At 67.6% G+C, this 25,884-nt stretch carries 30 protein-coding genes; 8 read left to right on the top strand and 22 right to left on the bottom strand.

Features of this window, described 5'->3' with window-relative positions; all coding sequences use genetic code 11:
* The first annotated feature begins 25 nt into the window (after positions 1 to 25).
* The 3 genes from EJJ38_RS17100 to EJJ38_RS17090 are packed head-to-tail and all read left to right on the top strand — an operon-like array spanning position 26 to position 2,227.
* Positions 26 to 676: a sigma-70 family RNA polymerase sigma factor gene (locus EJJ38_RS17100; protein WP_127091429.1), complete on the top strand. Its 651-nt coding sequence runs from the start codon at positions 26 to 28 to the stop codon at positions 674 to 676.
* A gap of 2 nt (positions 677 to 678) precedes the next feature.
* A complete protein-coding gene (locus EJJ38_RS17095) occupies positions 679 to 1,389 on the top strand; it encodes a ChrR family anti-sigma-E factor (RefSeq protein WP_245454302.1) in 711 nt (236 codons plus the stop codon).
* Positions 1,390 to 1,420: 31 nt separating this feature from the next.
* Complete coding sequence (locus tag EJJ38_RS17090) at positions 1,421 to 2,227, top strand: DUF1295 domain-containing protein (protein ID WP_127091427.1); 807 nt, start codon at positions 1,421 to 1,423, stop codon at positions 2,225 to 2,227.
* On the opposite strand, the gene EJJ38_RS17085 is transcribed toward EJJ38_RS17090, so the two are convergent.
* Positions 2,205 to 2,615 carry a DUF2177 family protein gene (locus tag EJJ38_RS17085; protein WP_127091425.1) on the bottom strand — a complete coding sequence of 137 codons (411 nt, stop codon included), beginning with the start codon at positions 2,613 to 2,615 and terminating at the stop codon, positions 2,205 to 2,207. The two genes, EJJ38_RS17090 and EJJ38_RS17085, sit on opposite strands and share 23 nt — an antisense overlap.
* A gap of 126 nt (positions 2,616 to 2,741) precedes the next feature.
* Here EJJ38_RS17085 and EJJ38_RS17080 point away from each other — a divergent pair, with 126 nt between their 5' ends.
* On the top strand, positions 2,742 to 3,260 hold the full coding sequence (locus EJJ38_RS17080; RefSeq protein WP_127091423.1) for a hypothetical protein: 519 nt from the start codon (positions 2,742 to 2,744) through the stop codon (positions 3,258 to 3,260).
* 6 nt (positions 3,261 to 3,266) lie between these two features.
* Here the strand turns inward: EJJ38_RS17080 and EJJ38_RS17075 are convergent, their stop codons facing one another.
* The 4 genes from EJJ38_RS17075 to EJJ38_RS17060 are packed head-to-tail and all read right to left on the bottom strand — an operon-like array spanning position 3,267 to position 6,806.
* Positions 3,267 to 4,076, bottom strand: a complete 810-nt coding sequence (locus EJJ38_RS17075; RefSeq protein ID WP_127091421.1) for a metal ABC transporter permease — start codon at positions 4,074 to 4,076, stop codon at positions 3,267 to 3,269.
* A complete protein-coding gene (locus tag EJJ38_RS17070; protein WP_164738565.1) occupies positions 4,073 to 4,921 on the bottom strand; it encodes a metal ABC transporter permease in 849 nt (282 codons plus the stop codon). Before EJJ38_RS17070 ends, EJJ38_RS17075 begins: the two co-directional genes overlap by 4 nt.
* A 35-nt stretch (positions 4,922 to 4,956) precedes the next feature.
* Complete coding sequence (locus EJJ38_RS17065; RefSeq protein ID WP_127091417.1) at positions 4,957 to 5,865, bottom strand: manganese/iron ABC transporter ATP-binding protein; 909 nt, start codon at positions 5,863 to 5,865, stop codon at positions 4,957 to 4,959.
* Positions 5,862 to 6,806 (bottom strand): metal ABC transporter substrate-binding protein, encoded by a 945-nt coding sequence (locus tag EJJ38_RS17060; protein WP_127091415.1) that lies wholly within the window; start codon positions 6,804 to 6,806, stop codon positions 5,862 to 5,864. Before EJJ38_RS17060 ends, EJJ38_RS17065 begins: the two co-directional genes overlap by 4 nt.
* Before the next feature lie 590 nt (positions 6,807 to 7,396).
* Between EJJ38_RS17060 and EJJ38_RS17055 the strand changes: the two genes are divergently transcribed.
* Positions 7,397 to 7,762, top strand: coding sequence for a hypothetical protein (locus EJJ38_RS17055; RefSeq protein ID WP_127091413.1), 366 nt, complete (start codon positions 7,397 to 7,399; stop codon positions 7,760 to 7,762).
* A gap of 31 nt (positions 7,763 to 7,793) precedes the next feature.
* Here the strand turns inward: EJJ38_RS17055 and trmB are convergent, their stop codons facing one another.
* The 14 genes from trmB to EJJ38_RS16985 all read right to left on the bottom strand — a co-directional run bounded on the left by trmB (position 7,794) and on the right by EJJ38_RS16985 (position 20,335).
* On the bottom strand, positions 7,794 to 8,504 hold the full coding sequence (gene trmB, locus EJJ38_RS17050) for a tRNA (guanine(46)-N(7))-methyltransferase TrmB (RefSeq protein WP_205666201.1): 711 nt from the start codon (positions 8,502 to 8,504) through the stop codon (positions 7,794 to 7,796).
* Positions 8,505 to 8,809: 305 nt separating this feature from the next.
* Complete coding sequence (gene metK / locus EJJ38_RS17045) at positions 8,810 to 10,003, bottom strand: methionine adenosyltransferase (RefSeq protein WP_127091411.1); 1,194 nt, start codon at positions 10,001 to 10,003, stop codon at positions 8,810 to 8,812.
* A gap of 98 nt (positions 10,004 to 10,101) precedes the next feature.
* The gene (locus EJJ38_RS17040; RefSeq protein ID WP_127091409.1) at positions 10,102 to 10,515 is read right to left on the bottom strand and encodes a helix-turn-helix domain-containing protein; all 414 of its coding nucleotides are present in this window, start codon (positions 10,513 to 10,515) and stop codon (positions 10,102 to 10,104) included.
* Between the two features lie 122 nt (positions 10,516 to 10,637).
* The gene (gene lnt, locus EJJ38_RS17035; protein WP_127091407.1) at positions 10,638 to 12,233 is read right to left on the bottom strand and encodes an apolipoprotein N-acyltransferase; all 1,596 of its coding nucleotides are present in this window, start codon (positions 12,231 to 12,233) and stop codon (positions 10,638 to 10,640) included.
* Entirely contained in the window at positions 12,230 to 13,210 is a 981-nt protein-coding gene (locus tag EJJ38_RS17030; protein WP_127091405.1) for a hemolysin family protein, read from the bottom strand. Before EJJ38_RS17030 ends, lnt begins: the two co-directional genes overlap by 4 nt.
* A gap of 9 nt (positions 13,211 to 13,219) precedes the next feature.
* Positions 13,220 to 13,726 (bottom strand): rRNA maturation RNase YbeY, encoded by a 507-nt coding sequence (ybeY, locus tag EJJ38_RS17025; protein WP_127091403.1) that lies wholly within the window; start codon positions 13,724 to 13,726, stop codon positions 13,220 to 13,222.
* Between the two features lie 3 nt (positions 13,727 to 13,729).
* Positions 13,730 to 14,749, bottom strand: coding sequence for a PhoH family protein (locus tag EJJ38_RS17020; protein WP_164738563.1), 1,020 nt, complete (start codon positions 14,747 to 14,749; stop codon positions 13,730 to 13,732).
* 81 nt (positions 14,750 to 14,830) lie between these two features.
* Positions 14,831 to 16,228, bottom strand: a complete 1,398-nt coding sequence (gene miaB, locus EJJ38_RS17015; protein ID WP_127091401.1) for a tRNA (N6-isopentenyl adenosine(37)-C2)-methylthiotransferase MiaB — start codon at positions 16,226 to 16,228, stop codon at positions 14,831 to 14,833.
* Positions 16,229 to 16,410: 182 nt separating this feature from the next.
* Complete coding sequence (gene olsA / locus EJJ38_RS17010) at positions 16,411 to 17,310, bottom strand: lyso-ornithine lipid O-acyltransferase (protein ID WP_245454301.1); 900 nt, start codon at positions 17,308 to 17,310, stop codon at positions 16,411 to 16,413.
* The gene (locus EJJ38_RS17005; protein ID WP_205666210.1) at positions 17,307 to 17,687 is read right to left on the bottom strand and encodes a Fur family transcriptional regulator; all 381 of its coding nucleotides are present in this window, start codon (positions 17,685 to 17,687) and stop codon (positions 17,307 to 17,309) included. Before EJJ38_RS17005 ends, olsA begins: the two co-directional genes overlap by 4 nt.
* A 147-nt stretch (positions 17,688 to 17,834) precedes the next feature.
* Positions 17,835 to 18,323: a GNAT family N-acetyltransferase gene (locus EJJ38_RS17000; RefSeq protein WP_127091397.1), complete on the bottom strand. Its 489-nt coding sequence runs from the start codon at positions 18,321 to 18,323 to the stop codon at positions 17,835 to 17,837.
* Positions 18,324 to 18,330: 7 nt separating this feature from the next.
* Positions 18,331 to 19,014: a tRNA (adenosine(37)-N6)-threonylcarbamoyltransferase complex dimerization subunit type 1 TsaB gene (tsaB, locus tag EJJ38_RS16995; RefSeq protein WP_127091396.1), complete on the bottom strand. Its 684-nt coding sequence runs from the start codon at positions 19,012 to 19,014 to the stop codon at positions 18,331 to 18,333.
* A gap of 125 nt (positions 19,015 to 19,139) precedes the next feature.
* Positions 19,140 to 19,700 carry a NifU family protein gene (locus EJJ38_RS16990; RefSeq protein ID WP_127091394.1) on the bottom strand — a complete coding sequence of 187 codons (561 nt, stop codon included), beginning with the start codon at positions 19,698 to 19,700 and terminating at the stop codon, positions 19,140 to 19,142.
* A gap of 164 nt (positions 19,701 to 19,864) precedes the next feature.
* Positions 19,865 to 20,335 (bottom strand): Hsp20 family protein, encoded by a 471-nt coding sequence (locus EJJ38_RS16985; protein WP_127091392.1) that lies wholly within the window; start codon positions 20,333 to 20,335, stop codon positions 19,865 to 19,867.
* A 233-nt stretch (positions 20,336 to 20,568) separates the two neighbouring features.
* On the opposite strand from EJJ38_RS16985, the gene EJJ38_RS16980 reads away from it, so the two are divergent.
* Together EJJ38_RS16980 and EJJ38_RS16975 are read left to right on the top strand one after the other, a co-directional pair.
* Complete coding sequence (locus tag EJJ38_RS16980; RefSeq protein ID WP_127091390.1) at positions 20,569 to 20,994, top strand: hypothetical protein; 426 nt, start codon at positions 20,569 to 20,571, stop codon at positions 20,992 to 20,994.
* 129 nt (positions 20,995 to 21,123) lie between these two features.
* Positions 21,124 to 22,113, top strand: coding sequence for an alpha/beta fold hydrolase (locus EJJ38_RS16975; RefSeq protein WP_127091388.1), 990 nt, complete (start codon positions 21,124 to 21,126; stop codon positions 22,111 to 22,113).
* Between the two features lie 6 nt (positions 22,114 to 22,119).
* On the opposite strand, the gene EJJ38_RS16970 is transcribed toward EJJ38_RS16975, so the two are convergent.
* From EJJ38_RS16970 to EJJ38_RS16960, 3 genes are all read right to left on the bottom strand, one after another.
* Positions 22,120 to 22,500: a VOC family protein gene (locus tag EJJ38_RS16970; protein WP_420836891.1), complete on the bottom strand. Its 381-nt coding sequence runs from the start codon at positions 22,498 to 22,500 to the stop codon at positions 22,120 to 22,122.
* Between the two features lie 29 nt (positions 22,501 to 22,529).
* Positions 22,530 to 23,324: a histidinol-phosphatase gene (gene hisN, locus EJJ38_RS16965; RefSeq protein WP_127091386.1), complete on the bottom strand. Its 795-nt coding sequence runs from the start codon at positions 23,322 to 23,324 to the stop codon at positions 22,530 to 22,532.
* A gap of 967 nt (positions 23,325 to 24,291) precedes the next feature.
* On the bottom strand, positions 24,292 to 25,179 hold the full coding sequence (locus tag EJJ38_RS16960) for an N-formylglutamate amidohydrolase (protein ID WP_245454300.1): 888 nt from the start codon (positions 25,177 to 25,179) through the stop codon (positions 24,292 to 24,294).
* A 290-nt stretch (positions 25,180 to 25,469) separates the two neighbouring features.
* On the opposite strand from EJJ38_RS16960, the gene cpdR reads away from it, so the two are divergent.
* Positions 25,470 to 25,835, top strand: a complete 366-nt coding sequence (gene cpdR / locus EJJ38_RS16955) for a cell cycle two-component system response regulator CpdR (RefSeq protein ID WP_127091382.1) — start codon at positions 25,470 to 25,472, stop codon at positions 25,833 to 25,835.
* Positions 25,836 to 25,884: the final 49 nt, after the last annotated feature.

Below are 25,884 nucleotides of genomic sequence, written 5' to 3'. Positions count from 1 at the left end.
GCGCGCCCGGCGCGTATCTGGAAGCATGAATGCAGCCGAGACCTTTCCCCTGCGCGGTCGGCCCGCTCTGTGCCTTGTGGCACCGGCGGGCAAGGCCGTGACGTCCGTTGCGCCCGACGAGACCGTTCCGTCCGCGCCCGCTCTCGCGCGCTTCATCCTGGTGATCGCCGCCCAGCAGGACCGGCAGGCCTTCACCTGGCTCTACCGGCATTATGCGCCGCGCCTGAAATCCTTCTTCCTGCGCTCCGGCCTCGCGCCCAATGTGGCCGAGGAACTGGCGCAGGAGACCATGCTCCAGGTCTGGCGCAAGGCCGCCTTGTTCGACCCGCAGAAGGCGGGGGCGGGCACCTGGATCTTCACCATCGCCCGCAATCTGCGCATCGATTTCCTGCGGCGGGAGAAGATCCCCAGCGTGCCCGACGACGACCTGCCCGACGAGCCGGACGGCGCGCCGAACAGCGAGGCGGTGCTGCTCACGGCGGAGCGCGAGGCGCGGGTGCGCGGGGCGCTCCAGTCCCTTTCCACGGAGCAGGCGGCCATCGTGCATCTCTCCTTTTTCGGCGAGAAGCCCCATGTGGAGATCGCGCGGGAGCTGGGCATTCCGCTCGGCACCGTGAAGTCGCGCGTGCGCCTTGCCCTTGCCCGGCTGCGGGCCTTGCTGGACGGGGAGGCATGAGCATGAGCCCCCACCGCATGCGCCCTGACGCCATCAGCCATCACATCACCGACGCAACTTTGCTGCGCTACGCCACGGGCCGCCTTCCGGCGGGCCCCGCTCTGGTGGTGTCCGTGCATCTGGAAGGCTGCCCCGCCTGCCGGGCGAAGGTCGCCGCCTTCGAGGCGGTGGGCGGCGCGCTGCTGGACGAGGCCCCGCCCGAATTGATGGCGCCCGACGCTTTGGCCCGCCTCCTGGCGCGCATCGACGGCGATGCGCCGGCCGAGCCCCAGCCGCTGCGGAAACGTCCCGCGCGCAAGCGTCCCGTAAATAAGCGTCCTCTGCCGGACTTTCCCGGCGACCTGCGCGTGCCGTCCGCCCTCAGGGCCTGCGAGGTCGGTCCCTGGCGGTGGATGGGGCCGGGCATGCGCATGAGCCGGGTGGATATTCCCGGCGCGCCGGGCTCCGGGGCCATCCTGCTGCGCATCGGCCCCGGACGGAGCCTGCCGGAGCATGGGCATGGCGCGCTGGAACTGACGCAGGTGCTCTCCGGCTCCTTCTCCGACGAGATGGGCCGCTATCAGCCGGGCGACGTGTCCGAGACGGACGAGGATGTGGACCATACGCCCGTGGTGGATGGGGACGGCGAGTGCATCTGCCTCGTGGCCCTGGAGGGCGGGATGCTGTTCCGGGGTCTCATGGGCCGGCTGATCCAGCCCTTCGTTCGGTTCTGACGCGACCGCCACGCCGCGAGCGAGGTGCACCATGCCGGTCTATGTCCTGGTGGTCCTGATCGTGCTCGGCCTCTGCCTGGTGATGGCGGGGGCCTGGGCGCTCGCCGCGCGCACCGGCAATAGCGGGTGGGTGGACACGCTCTGGTCCGCCGGAACCGGCCTTGCCGCCATGGTCGCGGCCTTGGTGCCGGTTCACGGCATGGACGGCTACCTGCCCCGGCAATTGCTGCTGGCGGTCCTGGCCGGCCTGTGGTCCGCGCGGCTGGCGGGGCACATCCTGGCGCGGACGCTGGCGGGCCATGACGATCCCCGCTACGCCCATCTGAAGCGCGAATGGGGTGCCGATGCACCCCGCCGCATGTTCCTCTTCCTCCAGGCCCAGGCGGTGGCGGGCGCGCTGCTGGCCCTGTGCGTGCTGGCCGCCCGCAATCCCGCGCCGGGCTGGCGCATCTGGGATCTCTTGGGCCTCGCGATGCTCGTCGTCGCGGTGGCGGGGGAGGGGCTCGCCGACCGCCAGCTCGCCCGCTTCCGCGCGGACAAGGCCAATGCCGGGCGGGTGTGCGACGTGGGCCTGTGGGGCCTGTCGCGGCATCCCAACTACTTTTTTGAATGGCTGGGCTGGTGGGCCTATCCGCTCATCGCGGCGCCCTGGGCGGGCGGTCCGGCCTGGGGCTGGCTGGCGCTGCTGGGGCCGGTGATGATGTATTGGGTTCTGGTCCATGCCTCCGGCATCCCGCCCACGGAAGCCCACATGCTGCGCTCGCGGGGCGAGGCCTACCGGGCCTATCAGGCGCGGGTGAACGCCTTCTGGCCGTTCAGACGAAGCGGCGCGCCTTGAGGGTGATCGCGCATCCCGCCGCCGCCGCCGCCGCGCCCAGCAGCGTGCCCCAGGCCATGTCCACCAGCGAGACCATGAGCGGCCAGTCCTTCAGCGTCGCCTGATTGGTGAGGTCGTAGGTGGCATAGGTCACGAGGCCGAACGCCGCGCCGTAGAGGGCCGCCACCCGCGCCCGCCGGGCGATGAGGCCGGGGCGGACGGCGAACAGGACGAGGCCCGCCACATGGATGAGATAGAAGGCGATGGCCGGGGCAAGGTCGAACCCCTCCTGCAGCAGGTGGCCGAGATGGGGGCGGTAGAACAGGTCGCCCATGACCGTGAGATATGTGCCGTCCAGCAGCAGGAAAGCGAGGCCGGTGGCGGCATAGGCGATGGCGAACAGAAGCATCGGTCACTCCGGCATGCGGTCGGGCCTGCCCCTCATACGGCGCGCCGCCGCCGGCGGATCCTCTGCTATCCTCGTTTCCTGGATTCGCGGCGAGCCGTCCCGGTTGGCCATAGCCCGGAACCCGCCATGACGTTTCGCCTCGCCGCCCGGATCATGATGGCCCTCGCCGCCGCGCTTTCGCCCGCGCATGCGGATCCGGTGCCCAGCTATTGCCGGGCGGACGAGACCACCCTCTTCTCCTGCGATTTCGGCAGCCACACCGCGTCCGTCTGCGCGGCGAAGGATGTCGTTCAATACCGCTTCGGCCATCTGGACCGCGTGCTGACCACCTATCCGGCGCCCGGCACCAAGGCGGCGGACGCCTTCACCGTGGGCACGCTCGCCTTTTCCGGCGGCGGCGGGGCGTGGCTGCGCTTCACGGATGCGGGCACCCGCACCACCGTCTTCACCGCCACGGGAAAGTGGGGCGCCAAGGGCGGCCAGCATGAGGTGGCGGGCGTGACCCTGGAACAGGCAGGCCAGCAGACCGTGACCCTCGCCTGCCGGGGCAAGGTGATCAGCGAACTGGGCCCGGCCTTTTTCGATCAGGCGGGCCTCAGGGCCGAAGGGGATTTCGAGATCCCCGACGATGTGCTGCCGAAGTGACGTGCTTTACCGCCGCACGCGCCCCCAGGCCATGGCCAGGAGGAAGGCGCCGGTCATGAGGAGCACGATGGTGGGGCCGGGCGCGCTGTCCAGGAAGAAGGACAGATAGACCCCCGAAAGCCCCGTCACCACCGAGACCGCCACCGAGGCGACGAGCATGGCACCGAAGCTGCGCGTGAGCAGGAAGGCCACGGCGCCGGGCGCGATGAGCAGGGCGATGGCGAGAATGAGCCCCACCGCCTTCAGCGCCCCCACGATGGTGAGGGAGAGCAGCGCCAGCAGGCCGTAATGGAGCAGGTTCACCGGCAGGCCGGAGACCTTGGCCTGCACGGGGTCGAAGGCGTGGAGCACGAGATCGCGCCATTTCAGCAGGATCAGGCCCGTGGCTACCAGCGCGATGATCCCGCTCTGCCAGATGTCCGCATCCTCCACGCCCAGCATGTCGCCGAACAGGATGTGGTCGAGATGCACGTCCGAGGAGATGGCGGTGTAGAGGACCAGCCCCAGCGCGAACATGCCGGAGAAGACCACGCCCATCACCGTGTCCTGCTTCACGCGGCTGTTGGCCTTGAGATAGCCGGTGGCCAGCGCGCAGCCCATGCCGGCGGTGAACGCCCCCGCCGCCAGCGGCGCGCCGATCATATAGGCCACCACCACGCCGGGCAGGATGGCGTGGGAGATGGCATCGCCCATGAGCGACCAGCCCTTGAGCACCAGGAAGCAGGAAATGAGCCCCGTGGGCACCGCCACCAGAACCGAGATGAGCAGCGCGTTGCGGATGAAATCGAACTGAAGCGGATCGAGAAGCCCGGTCATGCGGCCTCTCCCTGCGCGGCGTCACGCTCACCTTGCGCCAGCGCCGCCGCCGTCCGCCGCCGCGCGGCCAGGATGCCGTGCTTGGGGGCGAACACGAAGGCGAGGAGGAAGATGAGCGTCTGGAGCACGCCGATGATGCCGCCCGTGGCCCCGTCCAGGAAATAGGAGGCATAGGCGCCCAGGAACGCGGTGCCCGCGCCGATGATCACGGACAGGATGATGAGGCGGGGAAAGCGGTCGGTGAGCAGATAGGCGGTGGCGCCGGGCGTCACCACCATGGCCACCACCAGGAAGGCTCCCACGGTCTGAAGCGCCGCCACCGTGCAGGCGGAGAGCAGGGTGAAGAACAGCACCTTCAGCATCGTCGGGTTGAGGCCGATGGTGCGCGCATGGCTCTCGTCGAAGAAGGTGACCATCAGGTCCTTCCATTTGAGCGTGAGCACGGCCAGCGAGACGACGCCGATAATGGCGAGCTGCAACGTGTCCTCGGGCGTTATGGCCAGCACATTGCCCAGGATGATGGTCTGGATGTTCACGGAGGTGGGCGAGAGCGACACCAGGAACAGGCCGAGCCCGAAGAAGGAGGTGAAGATCAGCCCGATGATCGTGTCCTCCTTCAGCTTGGTGCGCTGGTTGAGGAGCAGCATCGCCCCCGCCGCGAGCCCGCCGGAGAAGAAGGCACCCAGCGCGAAGGGCAGGCCCAGCATGTAGGCGCCCGCCACGCCCGGCACGATGGAATGGGACAGCGCGTCGCCGATGAGCGACCAGCCCTTGAGCATGAGGAAGGCGGAGAGGAAGGCGCACACCGCCCCCACCAGGGCGGAGACCCACATGGCATTGACCATGTAGCCGTAGGAGAAGGGCTGGAGCAGGAGATCGCTCACGGGAGAGGATCCTTGCTCGGGTCTTTGCCCGGATCCTTGGGGCCCTTGGCGGGCTCGCCGTCCGCCTCCAGCAGCAAGGGGCGCTCCTCGTCGGTCAGCAGGGCCACCTGCCCGGCACCCTCGCCGAACACCATGTGCCGCAACACGCCGCCGAAGGCGCGCTCCAGATTGGCGCGGGTGAACACCTGGGAGGTGAGCCCGCAGGCGAGCACGGTGCGCTTCAGAAGCACGGTGCGGTCGCAGAAATCGGGGATGGAGCCGAGATCATGGGTGGAGACCAGCATGACCCGCCCCTCGGCGCGCAGTTCGCGCAACAGGGTGATGATGGCCGCCTCGGTCTTCACGTCCACGCCCGTGAAGGGCTCGTCCAGAAGGATGACGCGGGCGTCCTGGGCCAGCGAGCGGGCGAGGAAGACGCGCTTCTTCTGGCCGCCGGAGAGTTCGCCGATCTGCCGTTTGCGATAGTCCGACATGCCCACCCGCTCCAAGGCGGCGGACACCGCCGCATGGTCTGCGGGGCGGGGCATGCGCAGCATGTTCATGTGGCCGTAGCGGCCCATCATCACCACGTCCTCAACGAGGACGGGGAAGCTCCAGTCCACTTCCTCGCTCTGGGGCACATAGGCGACGAGGTTGCGCTTCAGCGCCTTGGGCACGGGCAGGCCGAGAATGGAAATCTCGCCCCGGCTCGCCGGCACGAAGCCCATGATGGCCTTGAACAAGGTGGACTTGCCCGAGCCGTTCACCCCCACCAGCGCCGTGATGGTGCCGGTGGGAATGGCGAAGGAGGCGTCGGTGAGGGCGGTGTGGCCGTTGCGATAGGTGACGGTCACATGGGCGGCGCGGATGCCCTCGGTCTCGGTGGTCTCGGCTTGTGCCGCGCCCGTCGCCGCATGGATGTTCATCGCGTCGCTTCCTTGCCCGTGAGCCCGTCGGCGATGGTGGAGGTGGTGACGGTGAGCAGGTCCAGATAGGTGGGCACCGGCCCGTCGGGCGGGGAGAGGCTGTCCACGTAAAGCTCGCCGCCATAGCGCGCGCCGGTTTCCCGGGCCACCTGCTTGGCGGGATCGGGCGAGACGGTGCTCTCGCTGAACACCACCGGAATATGGTCCGCCTTCACCGCGTCGATCACCTTGCGCACCTGCTGGGGCGTGCCCTGCTGGTCGGCATTGATGGGCCAGAGGTAAAGCTCCTTCAGGCCGAAATCGCGCGCAAGATAGGAAAACGCCCCTTCACTGGTGACCAGCCAGCGCTTGTCGGCGGGCACCTCGTCGATGCGCGCGCGGATGGGGCCGATGGCGGCCTTGATCTTCGCCTTGTAGGCCTCCGCATTGGCCGCATAGGCGGCGGCATTGGCCGGGTCCGCCTTGGCGAAGGCGTCGCGGATATTGTCCACATAGATCAGGGCGTTGTCGGGCGACATCCAGGCGTGGGGATTGGGCTTTCCATTATAGGGGCCCTGGGTGATGCCCATGGGCTGGATGCCGTCGGAAACCACCACGCTCTGGGCATTCTTCAGGCGCCGGAAGAATTTCTCGAACCACAATTCCAGATTGAGCCCGTTCCACAGGACGAGGTCGGCATCCTGCGCCTTCACCAGGTCGCCGGGGGTGGGCTGGTAATTGTGGATCTCGGCGCCGGGCTTGGTGATGCTTTCCACGATCGCCTTGTCGCCCGCCACGTTGCGCGCCATGTCGGCGATGACGGTGAAGGTGGTGACAGCCTTCAGTTTCGGCTTGTCGGGCGCGGGTGTCGCCGCCGTCTGCGCGAGGGCCGAACCGTGCCCCCAGACCGGCGCCATGGCCATCGCCACCAGCCCCGCCATCACCATCCGCCGCCCAACCATATCGCCTCCTTCCGGGGATGTGCGTCTCAGGAAACGCACATCTTAGAATGCTCTTGAGAATGACTTGCAAGACCATGGCATGGGATGGCTGCAGATGCAACTCATTCGCAAAAAGAGGGGCTGAGACAGTCGGACGCGGGCGGTGGGCGTGTGGCAGGGCGTGTGGCAGGGCGTCTGGCAGGGCGTCTGGCGCGGAAGCCCGGCCGGAAACGGCAACCTGGGTTGGGTCGACAGTCAAGCGGTCGGGGCGGCCCCTTCAGGGTGTTCGAGCTTTTCATGGACACGCAGAGACGCTCTATCTCTTTGTTTCTATGCGTTTCCTCCACGCGAACCGCTTCACGTTTCGCCCGGAAACGCTCCAGGACGGCTGGAACAGGTGTGGTTATCGCCTTCAATAATATCGATTTTTCACTGAATCGATGCCAATTGCCAAGGGAATCTTCATCTTGCCTTGCCGCTTCACGACTTGATGGAGGGTGGGCAAGACCGCGTCCAGCAGAGGAGGTCGGGAGAGGTTGAAAGGCACCGTTTCTAGCTTGCCTTTATTTTGCATCAATTCAGGATATGCTGTCTCCATTAGGGAGAGGCATATGCTGATAGAATTCAAGACCCGCGCAGCGGGCGCTTCGCGGGTGTTCATAAATCCGTCGCAGATCATTTCGGTCTATGTGCGGGCGGACGGGTGCCACATCGTCACCACGGAGCGCAACGACAGCGGGCGCAATGTGCAGGTTCTCATCGACGAGCCCCCCAATCGGGTGCTCGCCAAATTGGGCATCGAGACACCGGGGGCGCCTCATCCGGCCGCGCCGCCTTTGCGTCAGGCTCGTGACGGCGAGGGGGCCACCATGCGCGGCGTGTCTTCCCATGCGGGCGAGGGGCACGACCCATTCGCGCACGGCACCCCGCTTCCCGGCGAAGCCCCGGGCTTCCGGCCCGGCACGCGGCTGGATTAGAGCATTTCCGAGCGAAGCGTGAAACGCCCGCTCAGGGGCGCAGGAAGGTGAGATAGGTGCCCACGCGCCCGGCCTTCAGCGCCTTCGCCTCATAGCGGGTGCCGGGCCAGCCCTCGAAGGGGCGGCGCCAGTCGTCCGCCGTCTCGGCCGTCCAGGCGAGCGCCCCGTGGGCGCGCACTTCCCGCAGGCACCAGTCCACATAATCCGGCACGTCGCTGGCGAAGCGGAACAGGCCGCCCGGCTTCAGCGCGCGGGTGATGAGGTCGAGATTGTCCGGCCGCACGAAGCGGCGCTTCCAGTGGCGGCGCTTGGGCCAGGGGTCGGGATAAAAGAGGTCCACCCGCGCGAGGCTCGCCGCCGGAAGCCGGGCGAGGACCAGTGCCGCGTCATCGTCGAACACCCGCACATTGTCGAGGCCCGCGGCCTCCAGGTCCATGAGCGCGCGGGTCATGCCGTTCAGGAACGGCTCGACGCCCAGGAAGCCCCAGCCGGGGCGGGTCCCGGCGGCGTGGACCAGATGCTCGCCGCCGCCGAAGCCGATTTCCAGCCCCAGCGCTTCCACCGGTCGCGAAAACAAGGCGGTGGGCTCCGCCAGCGCATCGAGGGAGAGGCGATAGCGGTCGAACAGCCGCGCATGGGCCTCCGCCTGCACGGGACGCAGGGGCTTGCCCACGCGGCGGCCGTGGAAAGAGGCCATCTGCCCGGTCTGCGGATCGCGCCGGGGACCGTCTGCGGCAGGCATAAGAGCGTTCGTTATACCGTCCGCGTCAGCTTTCACGGACATGAGCATCATCCGTCGAGAACAGGAAGAAGAGGGGCCACTGGCGCCTGATCGCCTCAGGTTTTCTCATCCTGAGGCGATCAGGCTCCAGCGCATGGAGAGAAGGGCGACCGCACTCTAAAACGGAAAAAAGGGCCGTTTCCGGCCCTTTTCGCGCGCACAGGGCATGAACAGGAAGGGCGTTTCGCGCCAGAGGCGCCCATGAGCCGGGCTCATGGACCCCCGTTTCCGCCTGCCCGGCGCCGGTCCGAGGACCGGCGGGGCGATCAGGCCAGCGCGGACTTCAGCTTGTCCACGAGGTCGGTCTTCTCCCAGGAGAAGCCGCCGTCCGCTTCCGGCGCCCGGCCGAAATGGCCATAGGCGGAGGTGCGGGCATAGATGGGCTGGCACAGGTTCAGGTGCTCGCGAATGCCGCGCGGACGCAGGTTCACCACCTCGCGCAGCACGCTCTCCAGGCGGCCTTCCGCCACCTGTCCGGTGCCGTGCAGGTCCACATAGACAGCCAGCGGGTCGGAGACGCCGATGGCATAAGCGAGCTGGATGGTGGCACGGTCCGCAAGGCCCGCCGCCACCACGTTCTTCGCCAGATAGCGGGCGGCATAGGCGGCCGAGCGGTCCACCTTGGTGGGATCCTTGCCGGAAAAGGCACCGCCGCCGTGGGGGGCCGCTCCACCATAGGTGTCCACGATGATCTTGCGGCCGGTGAGGCCGCAATCGCCGTCCGGGCCGCCGATCACGAACTTGCCCGTAGGATTGACGTGCCAGACCGTCTCGGAGTTCAGCCAGCCTTCGGGAAGGGCCTGGCGGATATAGGGTTCCACGATGGCGCGCACGTCGTGGGAGGACAGGTGCGCATCCAGGTGCTGGGTGGAGAGGACGAGCTGCGTCACCCCCACCGGCTTGCCGTCCTCATAGCGCACGGTCACCTGGCTCTTGGCGTCCGGGCCGAGCGCCATGGTCTCGCCGGAGCGGCGGGCGTCCGCCAGAACCTTCAGGATCCTGTGGGCATAGAAGATGGGGGCCGGCATCAGCTCGGGGGTCTCGCGGACCGCATAGCCGAACATGATGCCCTGGTCGCCCGCGCCTTCATCCTTGTTGCCGGCAATGTCCACGCCCTGGGCGATGTCCGCCGACTGGGCATGCAGCAGCACCTCGATGTCGGCGGTCTCCCAGTGGAAGCCCTCCTGCTCGTACCCGATGTCGCGGATCGCGAGCCGGGCGAGGTGGGACACGTAGTCCTTGGTGATGGTGGAGGGGCCGCGGGTCTCGCCCGCGATCACCACCCGATTGGTGGTCGCCAGGGTTTCGCAGGCGACGCGAATCTGGGTGGGGTCGATCCCCTGCTCGGCGGCGGTGCGGAAGAAACCGTCCACCACTTCGTCGGAGATGCGGTCGCACACCTTGTCGGGGTGACCCTCGGAGACGGATTCACTGGTAAACAGGTAAGATGACCGAGCCATAGTTTCCTCGCGCCACATCCGCGGCAGTGCGACGCTTTTCCCAAAGGCGCGCAAGCCGGTCAAGACCGGCTTGCCGAATGCGTTTGTAAAAACGAATTCTACGCCTGGACGGGCTCGTCTCCCGCAATGGCGGCGACGAGGTCCACGATACGCCGGCGCACCTTGCTGTCGGAGATCCGCATGAAGTTGCGGGTCAGCGCGAGGCCGTCGGACGTGGCGAGGAAATCGTTCACGAAGGTCGGAGAGGCCGCTTCGCTGAAGCCCTCCTCGTTCGGAACGAGCGTCGGGGCGCCTTCGAAGAAGAAGGCGACGGGAACACCAAGCGTGATGGAAATCTGCTGCAACCGGCTCGCGCCGATGCGGTTCGTGCCCTTCTCGTATTTCTGGATTTGCTGGAAGGTGATGCCGAGGCTCTCTCCAAGCTTCTCCTGGCTCATACCCACCATCATCCGTCTCATACGGACGCGGCTTCCAACGTGCTTGTCGATAGGATTCGGCGCCTTCTTGGCCATGGTCTCTCCGGCTGAATCGGAAAAGAGAATGTGAACTTCGCGAAGCGAAGGCTGCCCTGACGCCGGCAAGATACGCATTTAAGGATGTAGCGTCGATCAACTTTTACGTGTGATTGCGTAAATTAAGATTTCCGGAGGCCATTCAACGCAATAATGAAAGTCATTATCAGCAATAATAGAAATGCCAGATGAGGGTGCCCGGCGGCGGGCGGCGGGATATCCGAAGCCGGCGGCAAACCCACGTCAAGGTTGCCTTTCTCGCCTAGCGATAGGGATGCGACGATCCGTCCCACCGGGTCGATCACCGCCGAAATCCCCGTATTGGCGGCCCGCACCAGCGGAAGCCCCTCTTCGATGGCCCTCAGACGGGCCTGGAGAAAGTGCTGATAGGGACCGGGGGTTGCACCGAACCAGGCATCATTGGTCACGTTCAACAGAAAACCGGGCCGCTCGCCCTCGGGAATCACCGCGCCCGGAAAGATCGCTTCGTAACAGATGAGTGGAGCGGCTGTCGGCAAGCCGGGAATGAGCAGGGGCTTGAGCGTAAGGCCCGAAGCAAAGCCGCCACGCTGGCGCGTGAGTTGCTCGAAGCCGATCTCCTCCATCACCCTTTGAAAGGGAAGATATTCTCCGAACGGTACGAGATGGACCTTGTCCGCGTTCTGCAGAACGGTGCCGTGCCCGTCCATCACCCGGATGGAGTTGTAGAAGAAGGATGTCTGGCCGGGCGGCGGCGGCCCATAGCGCGCCGCGCCTGTGACCAAGATCACCGTGTCCGGCAACGTCTCTTCAATACGCTCGCGTGCCCAGGGCTCGCGCTCATAAACGAAGGGGAAGGCGGATTCCGGCCAGATCAGAACGCTCACATCCTTCAGCCCGCCGGGATAGACTTGGCTCGGCTGCGCGCTGAGGGCGAGATAATCGTCGAGGATGCGCTGCCGCTCCCCATAGGCGAACTTCTGGTCCTGCGGCAAAGCGGGCTGCATGATGCGCAGATGCACCCCCGGCAGAAGCGGCGCGGCGGGCTGGGCGAGGCGCCAGGACCCCCAGCCGAAGGCGACGAGCAGCACGGCGGCGGCAAGCGCGGGGCCGAGGAGCCGGGCGCGCCGCGATCCGTCCAGCAGCAAGATGGGCGCGGCGAAGATGAGAATGGCCGCCAGCGTCAGGCCCCAGAGCCCCACCAGGGCCGCGCTCTGCGCGAGCGCGAGATTTTCCGCCAGCGCATAGCCGAACGTGTTCCAGGGAAAGCCCGTGAGCACATGGCCCCGCAGCCATTCCGCCCCGCCGAGGCCGAAGGCGAAGGCGCCCACGCGCATGGGCCCCCGCGACCAGAGGAGCCGCGCCGTGGCAAGGCCGAGGGCGGAAAACAGAGCGAGCCCGGCGGGCAGCGAGACCACCGCGAACGGCAGCAGCCAGGCGAACACGCCCGCTTCCACCAGGAAGGCGTTGCCGATCCACCAGAGGGAGGCGAGGAAATAGCCGAAGCCGAACCACCAGCCCGTGGCCGCCGCCGCCCGGATGGCGCGCCAGCCCGATGACGGCGGGCCGTCCAGAAGCAGGATGAGGGCCGGAAAGGTGAGGAAGAGGATCGGCCACAGGCCGAAGGGCGCCGTGGAGAGGGCCGACACGGCTCCCGCGCCGAAGGCGAACAGCCAGCGCCGCCAGCCCTGAAGGCGGCGGACACGGTCCACGGCGCCGGGACGCGCCCCCTCGCTCACGCCCCCTCGCCGCCGGCTGCGCTGTCCGGTTCCGCGGAGACCGGGGGAAGGATGCGCAATTGCTTCACGCGGCGCGGGTCGGCATCCACCACCTCGATGCGGAAGGCGCCCGGCGTCACGATGACCTCGCCCGGCCGCGGCACGCGCGCGGCCAGCGTCACCACGAGGCCGCCGAGGGAATCCACCTCCTCGGTGACCTCTTCCGGCGCGAAGTCCGGCCCCAGCGTCTTCAATATTTCGTCCATGGGGGTGCGGGCATCCACGAGGAAGGTGCCGTCGGGCTGCGCCTTGATGAGCGCGGCCTCGTCGTCATGCTCGTCCTCGATCTCGCCCACGATCTCCTCCACCACGTCCTCGATGGAGACGAGGCCGTCCGTGCCGCCATATTCATCGATGACGAGGGCGAGGTGCACGCGCGCGGCCTGCATGGACACCAGAAGGTCCGCGGCGGGCATGGAGGGCGGCACATAGAGAAGGCGCCGGATCAGGTCCGTGACCGCCAGGGACTGGGTGAGATCCACCGCCGCCAGATTGATGTCGGCGACGCTGATCTCGTCCTTGTTCTTGTGGGCCCCGGTGATGAAGCCGAGCAGGTCGCGGATGTGAACCATCCCCACCGGGTCGTCCAGCGTGTCGTCATAGACCACGAGCCGGGAATGGGCGGCATTGGCGAAGGTGGCCAGCAGCTCGGCGAGGGTCACGTCCTTGTGGACGGCCACGATCTCGGCGCGCGGCACCATGATGTCCCCGATCCCCACCTCCTTGAGGTGCAGGATGTTGCGTAGCATCTTGCGCTCGGACGGGGAGAATTCGCTTCCCTCCTCCATCGCACCCTCGGCATTGGCGTCCAGCACTTCCACAAGGTCGGTGCGCAGGGACGCATGAGGCCGGAAGGCGCCGAGGAGGGCACGCAATCGGTCGATGAAACTCTGCGGCTCCGAGGCGGCGGGGTCGCTCGACGGGTCGGTGATGGACATGGTCTCCCTTCAGGGTTCGGCGGGCAAGGCATAGGGGTCGGCGATGCCGAGCCCTGCCAGGATGCGCCGTTCTGTGTCTTCCATCTCTTCGGCTTCGTCCTCGCTCTCATGGTCGAAGCCGATGAGATGCAGGGTGCCGTGCACGACGAGATGGGTGAAATGATCAGCGAGGGCCTTGCCCTCGTCCTCCGCCTCCGCGCGCACGGTTTCAAGCGCGAGGATCACATCCCCCAGTGGCACCGGCGTGACATCGTCCGGCACGTCGGCGGCGGGGAAGGAGAGGACGTTGGTGGGCTTGTCCTTGCCGCGCCAGTCGCGGTTCAGGATGCGGATGCGGGCATCGTCCGTCAGCGTCACGGACAGCTCGAAATCCACATCTTCCTCAAGGTCCGCCGCCTCGGCGAGGGCGGCGCGCACGGCACGCTCCGCGAGGGCGTCGGCGTCGGGCAGAGCGTCCCAGCCCGGCGCCTCGGCGAGGACGTCGATCTCGATGAGCGGACTTCGCGCGCCGTCCATGGCTCAGGCTTCCCTCGCCGCCAGACGGGCGGCCGCAGCATTCTCATAGGCCGTGACGATGCGGCCCACCAGTTCGTGGCGCACCACGTCCTCGGCCTTGAAGTGGCTCACGCCCACCCCTTCGACGCCTTCCAGCAGCCGCACCGCCTCGAACAGGCCGGAGGTCTGCCCGGAGGGAAGGTCGATCTGGCTGGGATCGCCGGTGACGATCATGTGGGAATTCTCGCCGAGGCGGGTCAGGAACATCTTCATCTGCATGGATGTGGTGTTCTGGGCCTCGTCCAGGATGACCGCCGCGTTGGAGAGCGTGCGCCCGCGCATGAAGGCGAGCGGCGCAATCTCGATCTCGCCCGACTGAAGCGCCCGCTCCACGAAGGCGCGGTCCATCAGATCGTGCAAGGCATCGTAGATGGGGCGAAGGTAGGGGTCCACCTTCTCCTTCATGTCGCCGGGCAGGAAGCCCAGGCGCTCGCCCGCTTCCACGGCGGGGCGCGAGAGGATGATGCGGTCCACCATGCGCCGTTCCAGCAGGTGCACCGCATAGGCCACCGCAAGCCAGGTCTTGCCGGTGCCGGCCGGGCCGGTGCCGAAGACGAGCGTATGGCGCTTCAAAGCGCGGATATAGGCGTCCTGCGCGGCGGTGCGCGCCCGCACGGGGCGGCGGCGCAACTGGATCTCGTCAAAATGCTGGCGGGTCTCGGCGGGATCGAAGTCGAACAGCGAGCCCTGCGCCACCGCCTCGCGGATGGCGCCTTCCACGTCGCCGGGGCCGATGTCGCGGCCGCGCTTCATGGCCTCGTAGAGATGCTCCAGCACCCGACGCGCCTGCTCGCAGCCGTCCCGGCCGCCTTCCAGGGTCACATGGTTGCCGCGCGAATCCGCCTTCACGCCCAGCTTGCGCTCGAGCATCGCGAGGTTGCGGCCGTAATGGCCGAACAATTGGGTGGCGAGGCGATTGTCGTCGAAGGCGAGCACCACTTGGGTGGGGCCGTCCTCGCCCTGGATGGCCCAGGGATCGGCGATGGCGGCCCGTGCCGGGCCCTCCCGCGCCGGTGCCTGAGGAGCGGGGGGCGAACGGTCCTTCTCACCGGATCTGCGCAATGCTCAGGCCTCCAAGGCGGCGAGCGGGCGGGCGCGCGCCGTGACGTGGGAAAGCGGGGTATGGGAAAGCGGGGTACCGGCCAGGCTGTTGGGCCCGGCCTCGGTGATGGTCACGGTCAGGAACTCCCCGATGCCGGCGGGCGGGGTGTTGACCACCACCGACTGGAGATAGGGGGAGCGCCCGATCAATTGGCCCGGCTGGCGGCCGGGCTTCTCGAACAGGACCTCGAAAGTGCGCCCGACGCAGCTCAGGTCGAAGGCGCGCTTGGAGGCTTCCAGCGCCGCCTGCAGGCGATGCAGCCGCTCGGTCTTCACGGCCTCCGGCACCTGGGCGCCCAGGTCCGAGGCTGGGGTGCCGGGGCGGGGGGAATATTTGAAGGAGAAGGCGCCCGCGAACCCCACCCGGCGGATGAGGTCCATGGTGTCCTCGAACTCGGCGTCCGTCTCGCCGGGGAAGCCGACGATGAAGTCCGAGGAGAGCGCCATGTCCGGCCGCACCGCGCGCATGCGGGCGACGATGTCGAAGAACAGCTCGCGCCCGTGCTTGCGGTTCATGGCCTTGAGCACCCGGTCCGAGCCCGACTGAACCGGCAGATGCAGATAGGGCATCAAGGCCGGCAGGTCGCGATGGGCGGCGATGAGGTCCTCGCCCATGTCGCGCGGATGGCTGGTGGTGTAGCGCAGCCGGCCGATTCCGGGGATTTCCGCCAGCCGATAGAGCAGGTCGGCAAGGCTCCAGGTGCGCCCGTCCGCGCCGGTGCCGTGGAAGGCGTTGACGTTCTGGCCGATGAGGGTGAGTTCGCGCACGCCCTGCTCGGCGAGGCGCTCGGCCTCCGCGAGGATCTTGGCCACCGGGCGGGAGACCTCGGCGCCGCGCGTATAGGGCACCACGCAGAAGGTGCAGAACTTGTCGCAGCCTTCCTGCACGGTGAGGAAGGCGGCGGGGCCGCGCTTGCGGGTGGCGGCCGCGCTCGGGGCGGGCAGATGGTCGAACTTGTCCTCGACGGGAAAGTCGGTGTCCACCGCAGGCTCGCCCGCGCGGGCCTTGGCCAGCAGCTCGGGCAGGCGGTGATAGCTCTGGGGACCGACGACGAGGTCCACCACCGGCGCGCGCTTGATGATCTCGGCGCCTTCGGCCTGGGCGACGCAGCCCGCCACCGCCACCAAAGTGGAGTGGCCGGTCTCTTCCTGCGATTTGCGCAGGCGTCCCAGCTCCGAATAGACCTTCTCGGCGGCCTTCTCGCGGATATGGCAGGTATTGAGGATGACGAGGTCGGCCTCGGCGGGCTCGGCGGTCTCCACATAGCCTTCGCGCGCCAGCATGTCCGCCATACGATGGGAATCGTACACGTTCATCTGACAGCCGAAGGACTTCACATACAGCTTGCGGGGCGCGTCCATCTTGCCTGTTCTGCCAACCTCACCCTGGTGCACCGGCGCGACGGTCCCGTGACGCCGACGCTCGGTCTCCATCATGCCCATGCCACGCATCGTGCGCGCACGTCTTCCTGTCCGAAAAATCACCGTGCACAGGTTTTACTGACAAACCCGCCATTTGGAAACTCGCGCGCGGCCCCATCTGCTCAAGGCGCGAAGCCGGGGGGCGGCGCGCGGCCCAGAATCTGCGCGCTGAACAGGGCCCGCACCTCCGCCTCGCAGGCGCGGGTCACGCGCTTGCGGTCCACGTCGGCGTCCAGCATGCGGGCATGCCCGAACGTCACGTCCACGTCGATGGCCCCCTGGCGCAGCACCTCCATCAAATGGGGGGCCAGCTCCAGGTCGCCGGTCCAGGCCGCGACCGGCCGGTGGCTGCGCCCCATGGGCATGCCCTGGAGGCGCACATAGGAGACGGCCATGGGCTGCACCAACACCTGCCGCTCGCCGTCGAAGGCTTCCCGCACGGCGCCCACCAGAGCGGAGCGGAACGGCAGGATGCGGTTGCCGTCATTGGAGGTGCCCTCGGCGAACAGCACCACGGGATCGCCCTGGGCAAGGCGCGCGGCGATCTCCCGGTTCACCGCGCCCGTGGCGCTGCGGCGCTGGCGGTTCACGAAGACGCTGCGCTGGAGCGCGGCGAGCAGGCCGATGACCGGCCACTTTTCCACCTCGCTCTTGGCGACGAAGAACAGGGGAAACAGCGAACCCACCACGCAAATGTCCAGCCAGGAGGAATGGTTGGACAGAAGCAGCAGCGGCCGTCCCTGCGCCGGCGCGCCATGAACCCGCACCCGCACCCCGATGAGGCGCAGGACGATGCGGTGGAACACAGCGGGGATCCAGCGGCGGGTGGGCAGGCCGAGCTTCAGCGAAAGCCATTGCAGCGGAATGCCGATGAGCGTCGCGAGGCCCACGAGCAGAAGCACCGCGCCGACGCGGAGCCGCGCGAGAAGCCCGGCGCCGCGCGCGGGTTCCGGCCCGAGATCCGGCATGGGGGTGGCGCGGAAGATGGCCTGAAGCTCGTTGCCGCCGCCGGGCTCGCTCATTCCTCGGTCTCGTTCGCCGGCACCACATAGAGTTCCAGCCGGTGTCCGACGATGCGATAGCCGAGCCGCCGCGCGATCTCCTCCTGGAGGCGCTCGATCTCCTCGGAGCGGAATTCCACCACCCGCCCGGAGCGCAGGTCGATGAGATGGTCATGGTGCTCGTCCGGCACGGGCTCGTAGCGCGAGCGGCCATCGCCGAATTCGTGGCGGGCGATGATGCCCGCATCCTCGAACATCTTCACCGTGCGGTAGACGGTGGAGATGGAGATGTTCGCGTCGATGGCGCTGGCGCGGCGGTGCAACTCCTCCACGTCGGGATGGTCCGAGGCGTCCGTGAGGACGCGGGCGATGACGCGGCGCTGGTCGGTCATGCGCATGCCCTTGGCATGGCAGGCTTCCTCGATCGCGCTGATCTTCCCGCTCAAGGGTTCCGGCCTCCTTCGCCGCTGATCTGCCGCCCGCCCATGGGCGGTTGAGCCCTCTCTATGGCCCCCCGCCTCGCGGACGGCAAGACCGCTGCCGGTTCAGAAGTCGCGCCGCATCACCAGGGCGTCGCTGGCCTGCCCGGCCTCCCGGTAATAGCCCTTGCGGCGGCCGGCTTCCACATAGCCGAGGCGGTGGTAGAGGCCGAGCGCGGCCGTGTTGGCGGCGTCCACCTCCAGGTGGGAGACCGTGACGCCAAGGGCCGCGAGCCGCGACAGATGATGCGCCAGCAGGCGGCGCGCATGGCCTTTCTTGCGGGACGCAGGGGCCACGGCCAAAGAGAGGATCTCCCCCTCCGGCGGCACCACATGGGAGAGGACGAAGGCGAAGGGCGCACCCTTGGGGCCGTCGGTCATCACATGGGCATGGGCGGCGCGGTCGGTCAGAAGGCGCTCGAACTCGTCCACGCCCCAGCCGCGATGGAAGCTCGCGCCGTGCAGGCGGGCAAGGTCCGGCGCGTCCTGCATGCGCGCATCCCGCAGGTGCGGTTCGGAGGGCGTGCCGGAGAGGAGGCGGCCGAACAGGCTCATGATGGCCTCACACGCGGGCGATTCGGGCCCGGTCCTGGGGCTTGGCGTCGGGCGGGCGCAGATAGAGGGGCTTGGGCTCGGCGGTGGCGGGGTCCGCCGCCGCCCCCAGGCGCGCGATCCAGGCGATATCCGGCGCCGCCAGGGTCTCGCAGGAGACGGGCGCCTGTTCGCCGGGCGGCCAGGCATCCGCGACGAGGCCCGCGCCGGAGCCCACGAGCCGAACGCCCCCCATGGCTGCCGCGCGCGCCGCCTCCTTGGTGGAGGCGATGCGCGGGGCGATGAGCGTGCGCCCGCCGGTGCCGAACATCTGCATGAACACATGCCCGTGCCGCGCGTCGATGGCGGCGAGGACGGGAAGCGAATCGTCGAAGGCGAGGAAGGGGGTCGCCAGAGCCGCCAGGGTGGTGACGCCCACGGCGGGCTTTCCGGCCACCAGCGCGAAACCGCGCGCCGCCGAAATGCCCACACGCAGCCCCGTGAAGCTGCCCGGCCCCACGGTCACGGCGATGCGGTCGAAGTCGGAAAAGTGCAGGCGCGCATCCCGCAGCACCTGTTCCACCATGGGCACGAGCGCTTCCGCATGCCCGCGTTCCATGAAGACGGAATCGCCGGCGACGACGCTGTCCGTCTCAAGGTTGAGGACCGCGACGGAGCATGCGGTCAGTGCCGTGTCCAGAGCGAGAATGTACATAGTGCCCGCGAAACCCCGAATCCCGCGGCCACATTCCACCGAAACGCGCGCTGACGGAAGGGGATGGCCGAAAAACGCCGTTCCCCTCCCGCGCGGCCATCACTTATGAGCGCCCGACGGCACCCTCACATGGGGCGCACTTCCACCACTTCGGGCACGAAGTGGCGGAGCAGGTTCTCGATGCCGTTCTTGAGCGTGGCGGTGGAGGAGGGGCAGCCCGAGCAGGAGCCCTTCATGTTCAGGAACACCACGCCGTCGCGGAAGCCGCGGAAGGTGATGTCGCCGCCGTCATTGGCCACGGCGGGGCGCACCCGGGTCTCGATCAGTTCCTTGATGGTTCCGACGATTTCCGTATCGCTCTCCTCGAAGAACTCATCCTCGTCCTCGTCATCCACCCCCTCGCCCTCCGACAGGATGGGCGCGCCGGACATGAAATGCTCCATGATGGCGCCGAGGATGGCGGGCTTCAGGTGCATCCAGTCGCCACCGGCCTTGGTGACGGTGATGAAGTCGGAGCCCAGGAACACGCCGGTGACGCCGGGCACCTCGAACAGGCGCTGGGCCAGAGGCGAGCGGCCCGCCTCCATGGGGGAGCGCAGTTCCATCGTTCCGTCGCCGAGGACGTCCCGGCCGGGCAGGAACTTCAGCGTTGCCGGGTTGGGGGTGGGTTCGGTCTGGATGAACATGGCGGTGCCTCAAGCAAGTGCGGCAGGGCCGCTTCGTGCCTCAACATAGGAAGCCGCACGGGCGTGCGAAAGGGCCGCAGTGAAAACGCGAAACGCCCCGGCGGGGCCGGGGCGTTCCTGTGGGGCCGTTGCGGGCCGTTTTACGTCAGGCTGCGACCTGTGCGTCAGGCCGCGACTTGCGCTTCCACCTGCTGCGCTGTGGCGGGCGCGCTGGTGGTGATGGAGATGGTGCGGGGCTTCTTGGCCTCGGGAACGTTGCGCACGAGGTCCACGTGCAGCAGGCCGTTCTCCAGCCGCGCGCCCTTCACTTCCACATGATCGGCAAGCTGGAACCGGCGCTCGAAGGCGCGGGCCGCGATGCCGCGATACAGCACCTGGCTGCGCTCGCCGCTCTGGACGTCGGCTTTCTCGCCGCGAATGGACAGGCTGTTCTCCTTGGATTCGATGAACAGCTCGGCGGGGGTGAAGCCGGCCACCGCCACGGTGATGCGGTAGTCCGTCTCGCCGGTGCGCTCGATATTGTAGGGCGGATAGGTGGGCGCGCTGTCCACGTTGCCGCCGGAATCCAGCATGGAGAAGAGGCGGTCGAAGCCGACCGTATTGCGGTAGAGGGGAGCAAGATCAAAGGTTCGCATGGCATATCCTCCTGAAGCGACATGCGGGGCGGACCCGCCGAAGCCGGGTCCTGGGACAGGCGCCGTCCGAAGACCGGCGCCTGTTCGCCATGTGGGAAGGCCCCGCGAAAGCGTCAAGGGCGGTGGCGGAATTCTGAACTTCGACTGAACGCCGGGCGCGGAAACTGTTCACAAGTGAGGTTTATAATTTCGCCTTCAGCCATCGGCGGAAATCCTTTCGGCCGGACAGAACCTTGGCGGTCATTCGCGTGCAGGCGAGCCGGTTCAAGCGTCGTGTCTCCTTCGCAACCGTTGCCTGCGTGGGCAGCGTCGCGACCGGCTGTCTCTTCGCGGAACGTGTGGAAGCGCAAGTGGTGGGCGTGACCTTGGGCACGCCGTTCCGCTCCACCGAATCCGGGCGCGCCATGGCGGGCGTCTCCCCCTTCTACGATATGGCGGCCGAGCCCACGCTCGCGCCCGGCATCATGACCCTTGAGGCCCTGGAGGAATCGCTGAAGGCGCGGGGCTTCACCAGCATCAGCAATCTCAACCGGCGCGGCGGCGCCTATGTGTGCGAGGCCACGGGCCCCCGGCGCGAGCGGGTGCGCCTGGTGGTGGACGCGGCCTCCGGCGAGATCAGCGGCGTCCAGGTCATCGGCTTCGCGGGCAAGCGCTATTGAGCACGCTCCATTGAGGCGGGGCCTGCCCCCCGCGCGCTGCATTGCCCCCGCCACATTGCTCCCATAGCTGCGAGTGTGTAAGCCTGCGACACGCGGGCGGCATGCTCCAATCAGCAAGATCCTCACCTCATGTCCTCGGCGTCCTCCTTGGCCGAAACTCCGGCCGCCTCCGCCCCTGATCTGCCCCTGTGCGGGATTCCCGGAAGCCTGCCGCCGCCGCGCGGACGGGCCGGTTTCCTGCGGACCGCCGACGGCGTGCAGATCCGCTATGCCCATTGGCCCGCCGATGCGGGCGTTCCGGCGCGGGGCACGGTCACGATCCTCACCGGGCGGACCGAGTTCATCGAGAAATATTACGAGGTGGTGCGGGATCTGACGGCGCGGGGCTTCGCCGCCGCCATCTTCGACTGGCGCGGCCAGGGCGGCTCGGAGCGGCTGCTGCGCAATTCCATCAAGGGCCATGTGAGCAGCTTCAAGGAGTATCAGCAGGACCTGTCCGCCTTCGTACGGCAGGTGCTGTTCCCCGATTGCCCGGCGCCCCATTTCGTCCTCGGCCATTCCATGGGCTCGGTGGTGGCGCTGGACAGCGTGCTGGAGGGCCACCGCTGGTTCGACCGCATGGTGCTGCTGACGCCCATGCTGGCGCTCAATCTCGGCCGCGGGGGGCCGGTGGCGCGGGCCATGTCGCGCACCCTGCGCCCGGCTCTCGGCTGGGCCTTCATTCCCGGCGGCACCCACCGCCCCATCACCGAGCGGCCCTTCGCCACCAATCCCGTGACCTCGGACGCCCAGCGCTATGCCCAGGCCGCCGACATGGTGCGCGCCCATTCCGGCCTCGGCCTCGGCGCGCCCACCATCGGCTGGCTGGCGGCGGCCTTCGACATCATGGACCGGCTTGCCGACCCCGAGGCGGTGCGCCGCATCCGCCAGCCTCTGCTGCTGGTGGCGGCGGGGAATGACCGCATCGTCTCCACCCGCGCGGTGGAGCGCCTCTCCGCCCGCCTCATCGCCGGTGGCCATGTGATCATCCCCGGCGCCCGGCACGAGATCCTCATGGAGACGGATCCCATCCGGGCCCAGTTCTGGGCGGCGTTCGACGCCTTCATTCCCGGCGACTGACCGTCCTTATTGGGCGGAGAAGGTGACCGCTTCCAGCTTGTTGCCGTCCGGATCGCGCACGAAGGCACCATAATAATGGGCGTCATAGTGCGGCCGCAGCCCCGGCGCGCCCGCATCCGTGCCGCCATGGGCCAAGGCGAGGCGATGGAATTCATCCACCTGCGCCCGGACCTCCGCCGCGAACGCCACATGGGCGCCGTTGCCCGGCGTGGCGGGGGCGCCGTTCACCGGCCGCTCCAGGCTGAAGAACCAGGTGGCGGCCCCGTAGTCGAGAGACTGGTCGTCGGCGTTCAGCAGCCGCAGTCCGAGCACGCCCAGAACAGCGTCGTAGAATATGCGGGAACGCGCCAGATCATTGGCGCCCAAAGAGAGGTGATGCAGTATCACGGCAATGCTCGGATGATGTTCGGCGACGTTCAGCCTGCGGCACGGCCGTTGAGGATGTCCAGCGCGGCTTCATGCACCGCCCGGCTCCCGGCGGCGACCACCCGTCCGCCCTGGGTGGCGGGGCGGCCCTCCCAGTCGGTCACGATGCCCCCCGCCCCCTCGATGATGGGCACGAGGGCGATCACATCGTGATCCTGCAGGCCGGTCTCGATGACCAGGTCCACCAGCCCCGCCGCCACCATGCAATAGGCGTAGCAATCGCCGCCATAACGGGAGAGGCGCACCTTCTCCTCCACCCGCAGGAAGGCCGCGCGGTCCTCGCCGTCCATGAGAAGGGGAGAGGTGGTGAAGAGGATGGCGTCCTCCAGCCGCTTGCAGTCGCGGGCATGGAGCAGGCGCTCGCCCGCCGGGCCCTGGTAGCGCGCGGTGGCGCCGTCGCCGAAGAAACGCTCGCGGATAAAGGGCTGGTGCATCATGCCGTAGACCGGCGTGCCTTCCTTCAGCAGCCCGATGAGCGTGCCCCAGGCGGGCATGCCGGCGATGAAGGACTTGGTCCCGTCGATGGGGTCCAGCGCCCAGACATAGGCGGCATCGCGATGCTCGTCGCCGAACTCCTCGCCGATGATGCCGTGATCGGGGAAGTGCTGCTTGATGAGGTAGCGCATGACCTGCTCGGCGGCGCGGTCGGCGGCGGTGACGGGATCGAAAGCCCGGCCGCGGCTCTTGTCCTCCACGCCGAGCGACGTGCGGAAGAAGGGCAGGATCGCCTCGCCGGAAACGGTTGCGAGCTTATGGACGAAGTCATCCAGGGCGACGGGGGTCATGGGTCTCTCCGCATCCGCATCCCGCCGGTCGGCGGGGAGGGCAGCCTCTCCTCGGGTTGCGCGGCCGGCCGCGCGCCCCGCCGCGTCCTAACCCGGCGCGCGGGGGGAGGGAAGCGGTCCCGGTGCAAACCCGTCTGCGACCTCGCGTCCCCAGAGGGCTCGCAGGTGCAGGATCGGCCCGCCGGCCGGCGCATCTGCGGGCACGCGGCGTCCACGGGGCGCCTTTTGTCTGAGCGCACGTGCGGAAAAGTATTGGTTTTCAACGGGTGATGAAAAATGCGGCGTGCATAAAATATCAGCCGTGAGCCGTCTTGTGGCTCTCTTCGCATGCGCCCATATTATTAGGGCGCGGCATCGCCTTGCGGTGCCGCTGCCCTCCTTGGGCGTTTCCTCCCTAGACTTGGGCCGCTCCGGTCTTACCCGAGCGGCCCCTTTCTTTTTTGGAGCCCCGCAGCGCATGCCCGCTCACGCGGATGCGTCCCTGGCCCTCATTTTCCGATCCCGATCCGCTCATTGTGCCGTTCGGCGCCTGTGATCCGGCCGCTTTGGCGGGCCAGGACAGGCGGGCGCGACGTCCGATGCCGATGAGTCTCGCGGCACCTGCAGCAAAATGGAGAGTTCGGGTTGAGCCGCGCGGCTTCGCCGTGCGCGGAGGGTGAAAATAAAGCCCTTATTTTTCAATGGCTTGTTCGGAAACTGAAAAATGCGACAAACAACCACTTGATTTTCGGCGCCGCAATGGGCTATTGCTGCATTGCGACATGGCGATTGGCGTCGCTGTGTCGCTGCCCTCCTTGGGCGTTTCCTCCCTAGACTTGGGCCGTTCGCTTGCGGACGGCCCCTTTCTTTTTTGGGCGTCCGAAACGCCTTGGCCAAGCGTTCGCTTCAGCTCGAACGCCCCGCCCGCAAATTCGTATATCTGCTATTCGAAAAACGCAAGGCACGTTTTTCGGCCGATTGAGAATGTCTATTCTGCCGCAGCCTGTGGTGGCATCAGATGCTCTCCGGCTACCGCCATGAGGCGGCCCATCACGGCGGCAAGATCCGCCCGCACCCGGTAGAAGCCGCCCGCCCGCTCATAGGTGGCCTCATGCATATAGAGGCCGCGATTGATCTCGATCTGCACCGCATGCAGGCCGGAGCCTGGATTGCCGTAATGCTCGGTGATGTAGCCGCCCGCATAGGGCTTGTTGCGCACCACCAGATAGCCGAGCGCGCTCAGTTCCTGCTCCAGCAGGTCCGGAATGATGGGCGCGCAACTGGTGCCGTAGCGGTCGCCCAGCACGAAGTCGGCCCGCGCGCCTTCCTCCCGCATGGGGCCGGAGGGCATGGAGTGGCAGTCCACCAACACCGCCATGCCGAACCGCCGCTGGGTGCGGGTAATCAAGCGCCGCAAGGCCTGGTGGTAGGGCTTGTAATAGGCCTCGATGCGCTCCAGCGCCTCCTCCACTGACAGGCGGCGCTGATAGATCTCCTGGGAATCGCCCACCACGCGGGCAATGGTGCCGAGCCCGCCCGACACGCGGATGGAGCGGGTATTGGCGAAGGCCGGCAGCCGCCCGTCGAACATGCGCGGGTCCAGCTCGTAGGGCTCGCGGTTCAGGTCCAGGAAGGCGCGGGGGAACAGGGCCCGCATGAGCGGCATGCCCGCGCCCACCACATCGGCGAACAGCTCGTCCACGAAACTGTCCTCGGAGCGGCGCAGGGCGCCGAAATCGAGCCGCGCCTGCTCCACGAAGGCGCGCGGATAGATGCGGCCCGAATGGGGGGAATTGAAGATGAAGGGCGCCGCGATGTCATCCGGCGCCAGGATCTCGAAGGGCGGATCGATGGAATCTGCGAGGCAGGCGGTCACTTGGGGTGGGTCCTTCGAGCGCGAAAGCCTGATCCGATCGGATTGAACCGTTCCGATTGGTAAATCAGTTTCTAACCTGTTGATAGAGAACGCATGATCCAATCTGCGCGCGGCGCGGGCCGGTGGTTGGACGCCTCGGCGCGGCTGCGGATATGATGCGCAAGGCGCACCCATCTTGTGAAGAGGCCATCGGGTTCACTCTGAATTTACCCGTTATGGCGCATGAAGCCCATGGATATGCCGCCATCGCCGCAGGGCCGTGCGGCGTGCATGGATGTGAGGAAGAGAGCGTGTCGAAGATCCTTTTGGCCGAAGATGACAACGACATGCGCCGGTTCCTGGTGAAGGCCCTTCAGAATGCCGGTTACCAGGTGGCCTCGTTCGACAACGGGCGCTCCGCCTATGAGCGCATGCGCGAAGAGCCGTTCGAACTGCTGCTCACGGATATCGTGATGCCGGAAATGGACGGCATCGAGCTGGCGCGGCGCGCCACGGAGCTGGATCCCGACCTGAAGGTGATGTTCATCACCGGCTTCGCCGCGGTCGCGCTCAATGCGGACATGGAAGCGGCCTGCGAGGCCAAGGTGCTGTCCAAGCCCTTCCACCTGCGCGATCTGGTGCAGGAAGTGGGCAAGATGCTGGACGTGGCCGCCTGAAAACGAGAAGGCCGCCCGGCGGGGCGGCCTTGAAGAGATGAGACGCGCG

It is taken from the genome of Aquabacter cavernae (assembly GCF_003993795.1).
Taxonomy (GTDB): Bacteria; Pseudomonadota; Alphaproteobacteria; order Rhizobiales; family Xanthobacteraceae; genus Aquabacter; species Aquabacter cavernae.
Note: the sequence above shows the minus strand (reverse complement) of the source record. Positions and strands in the feature narration are given on the sequence as shown.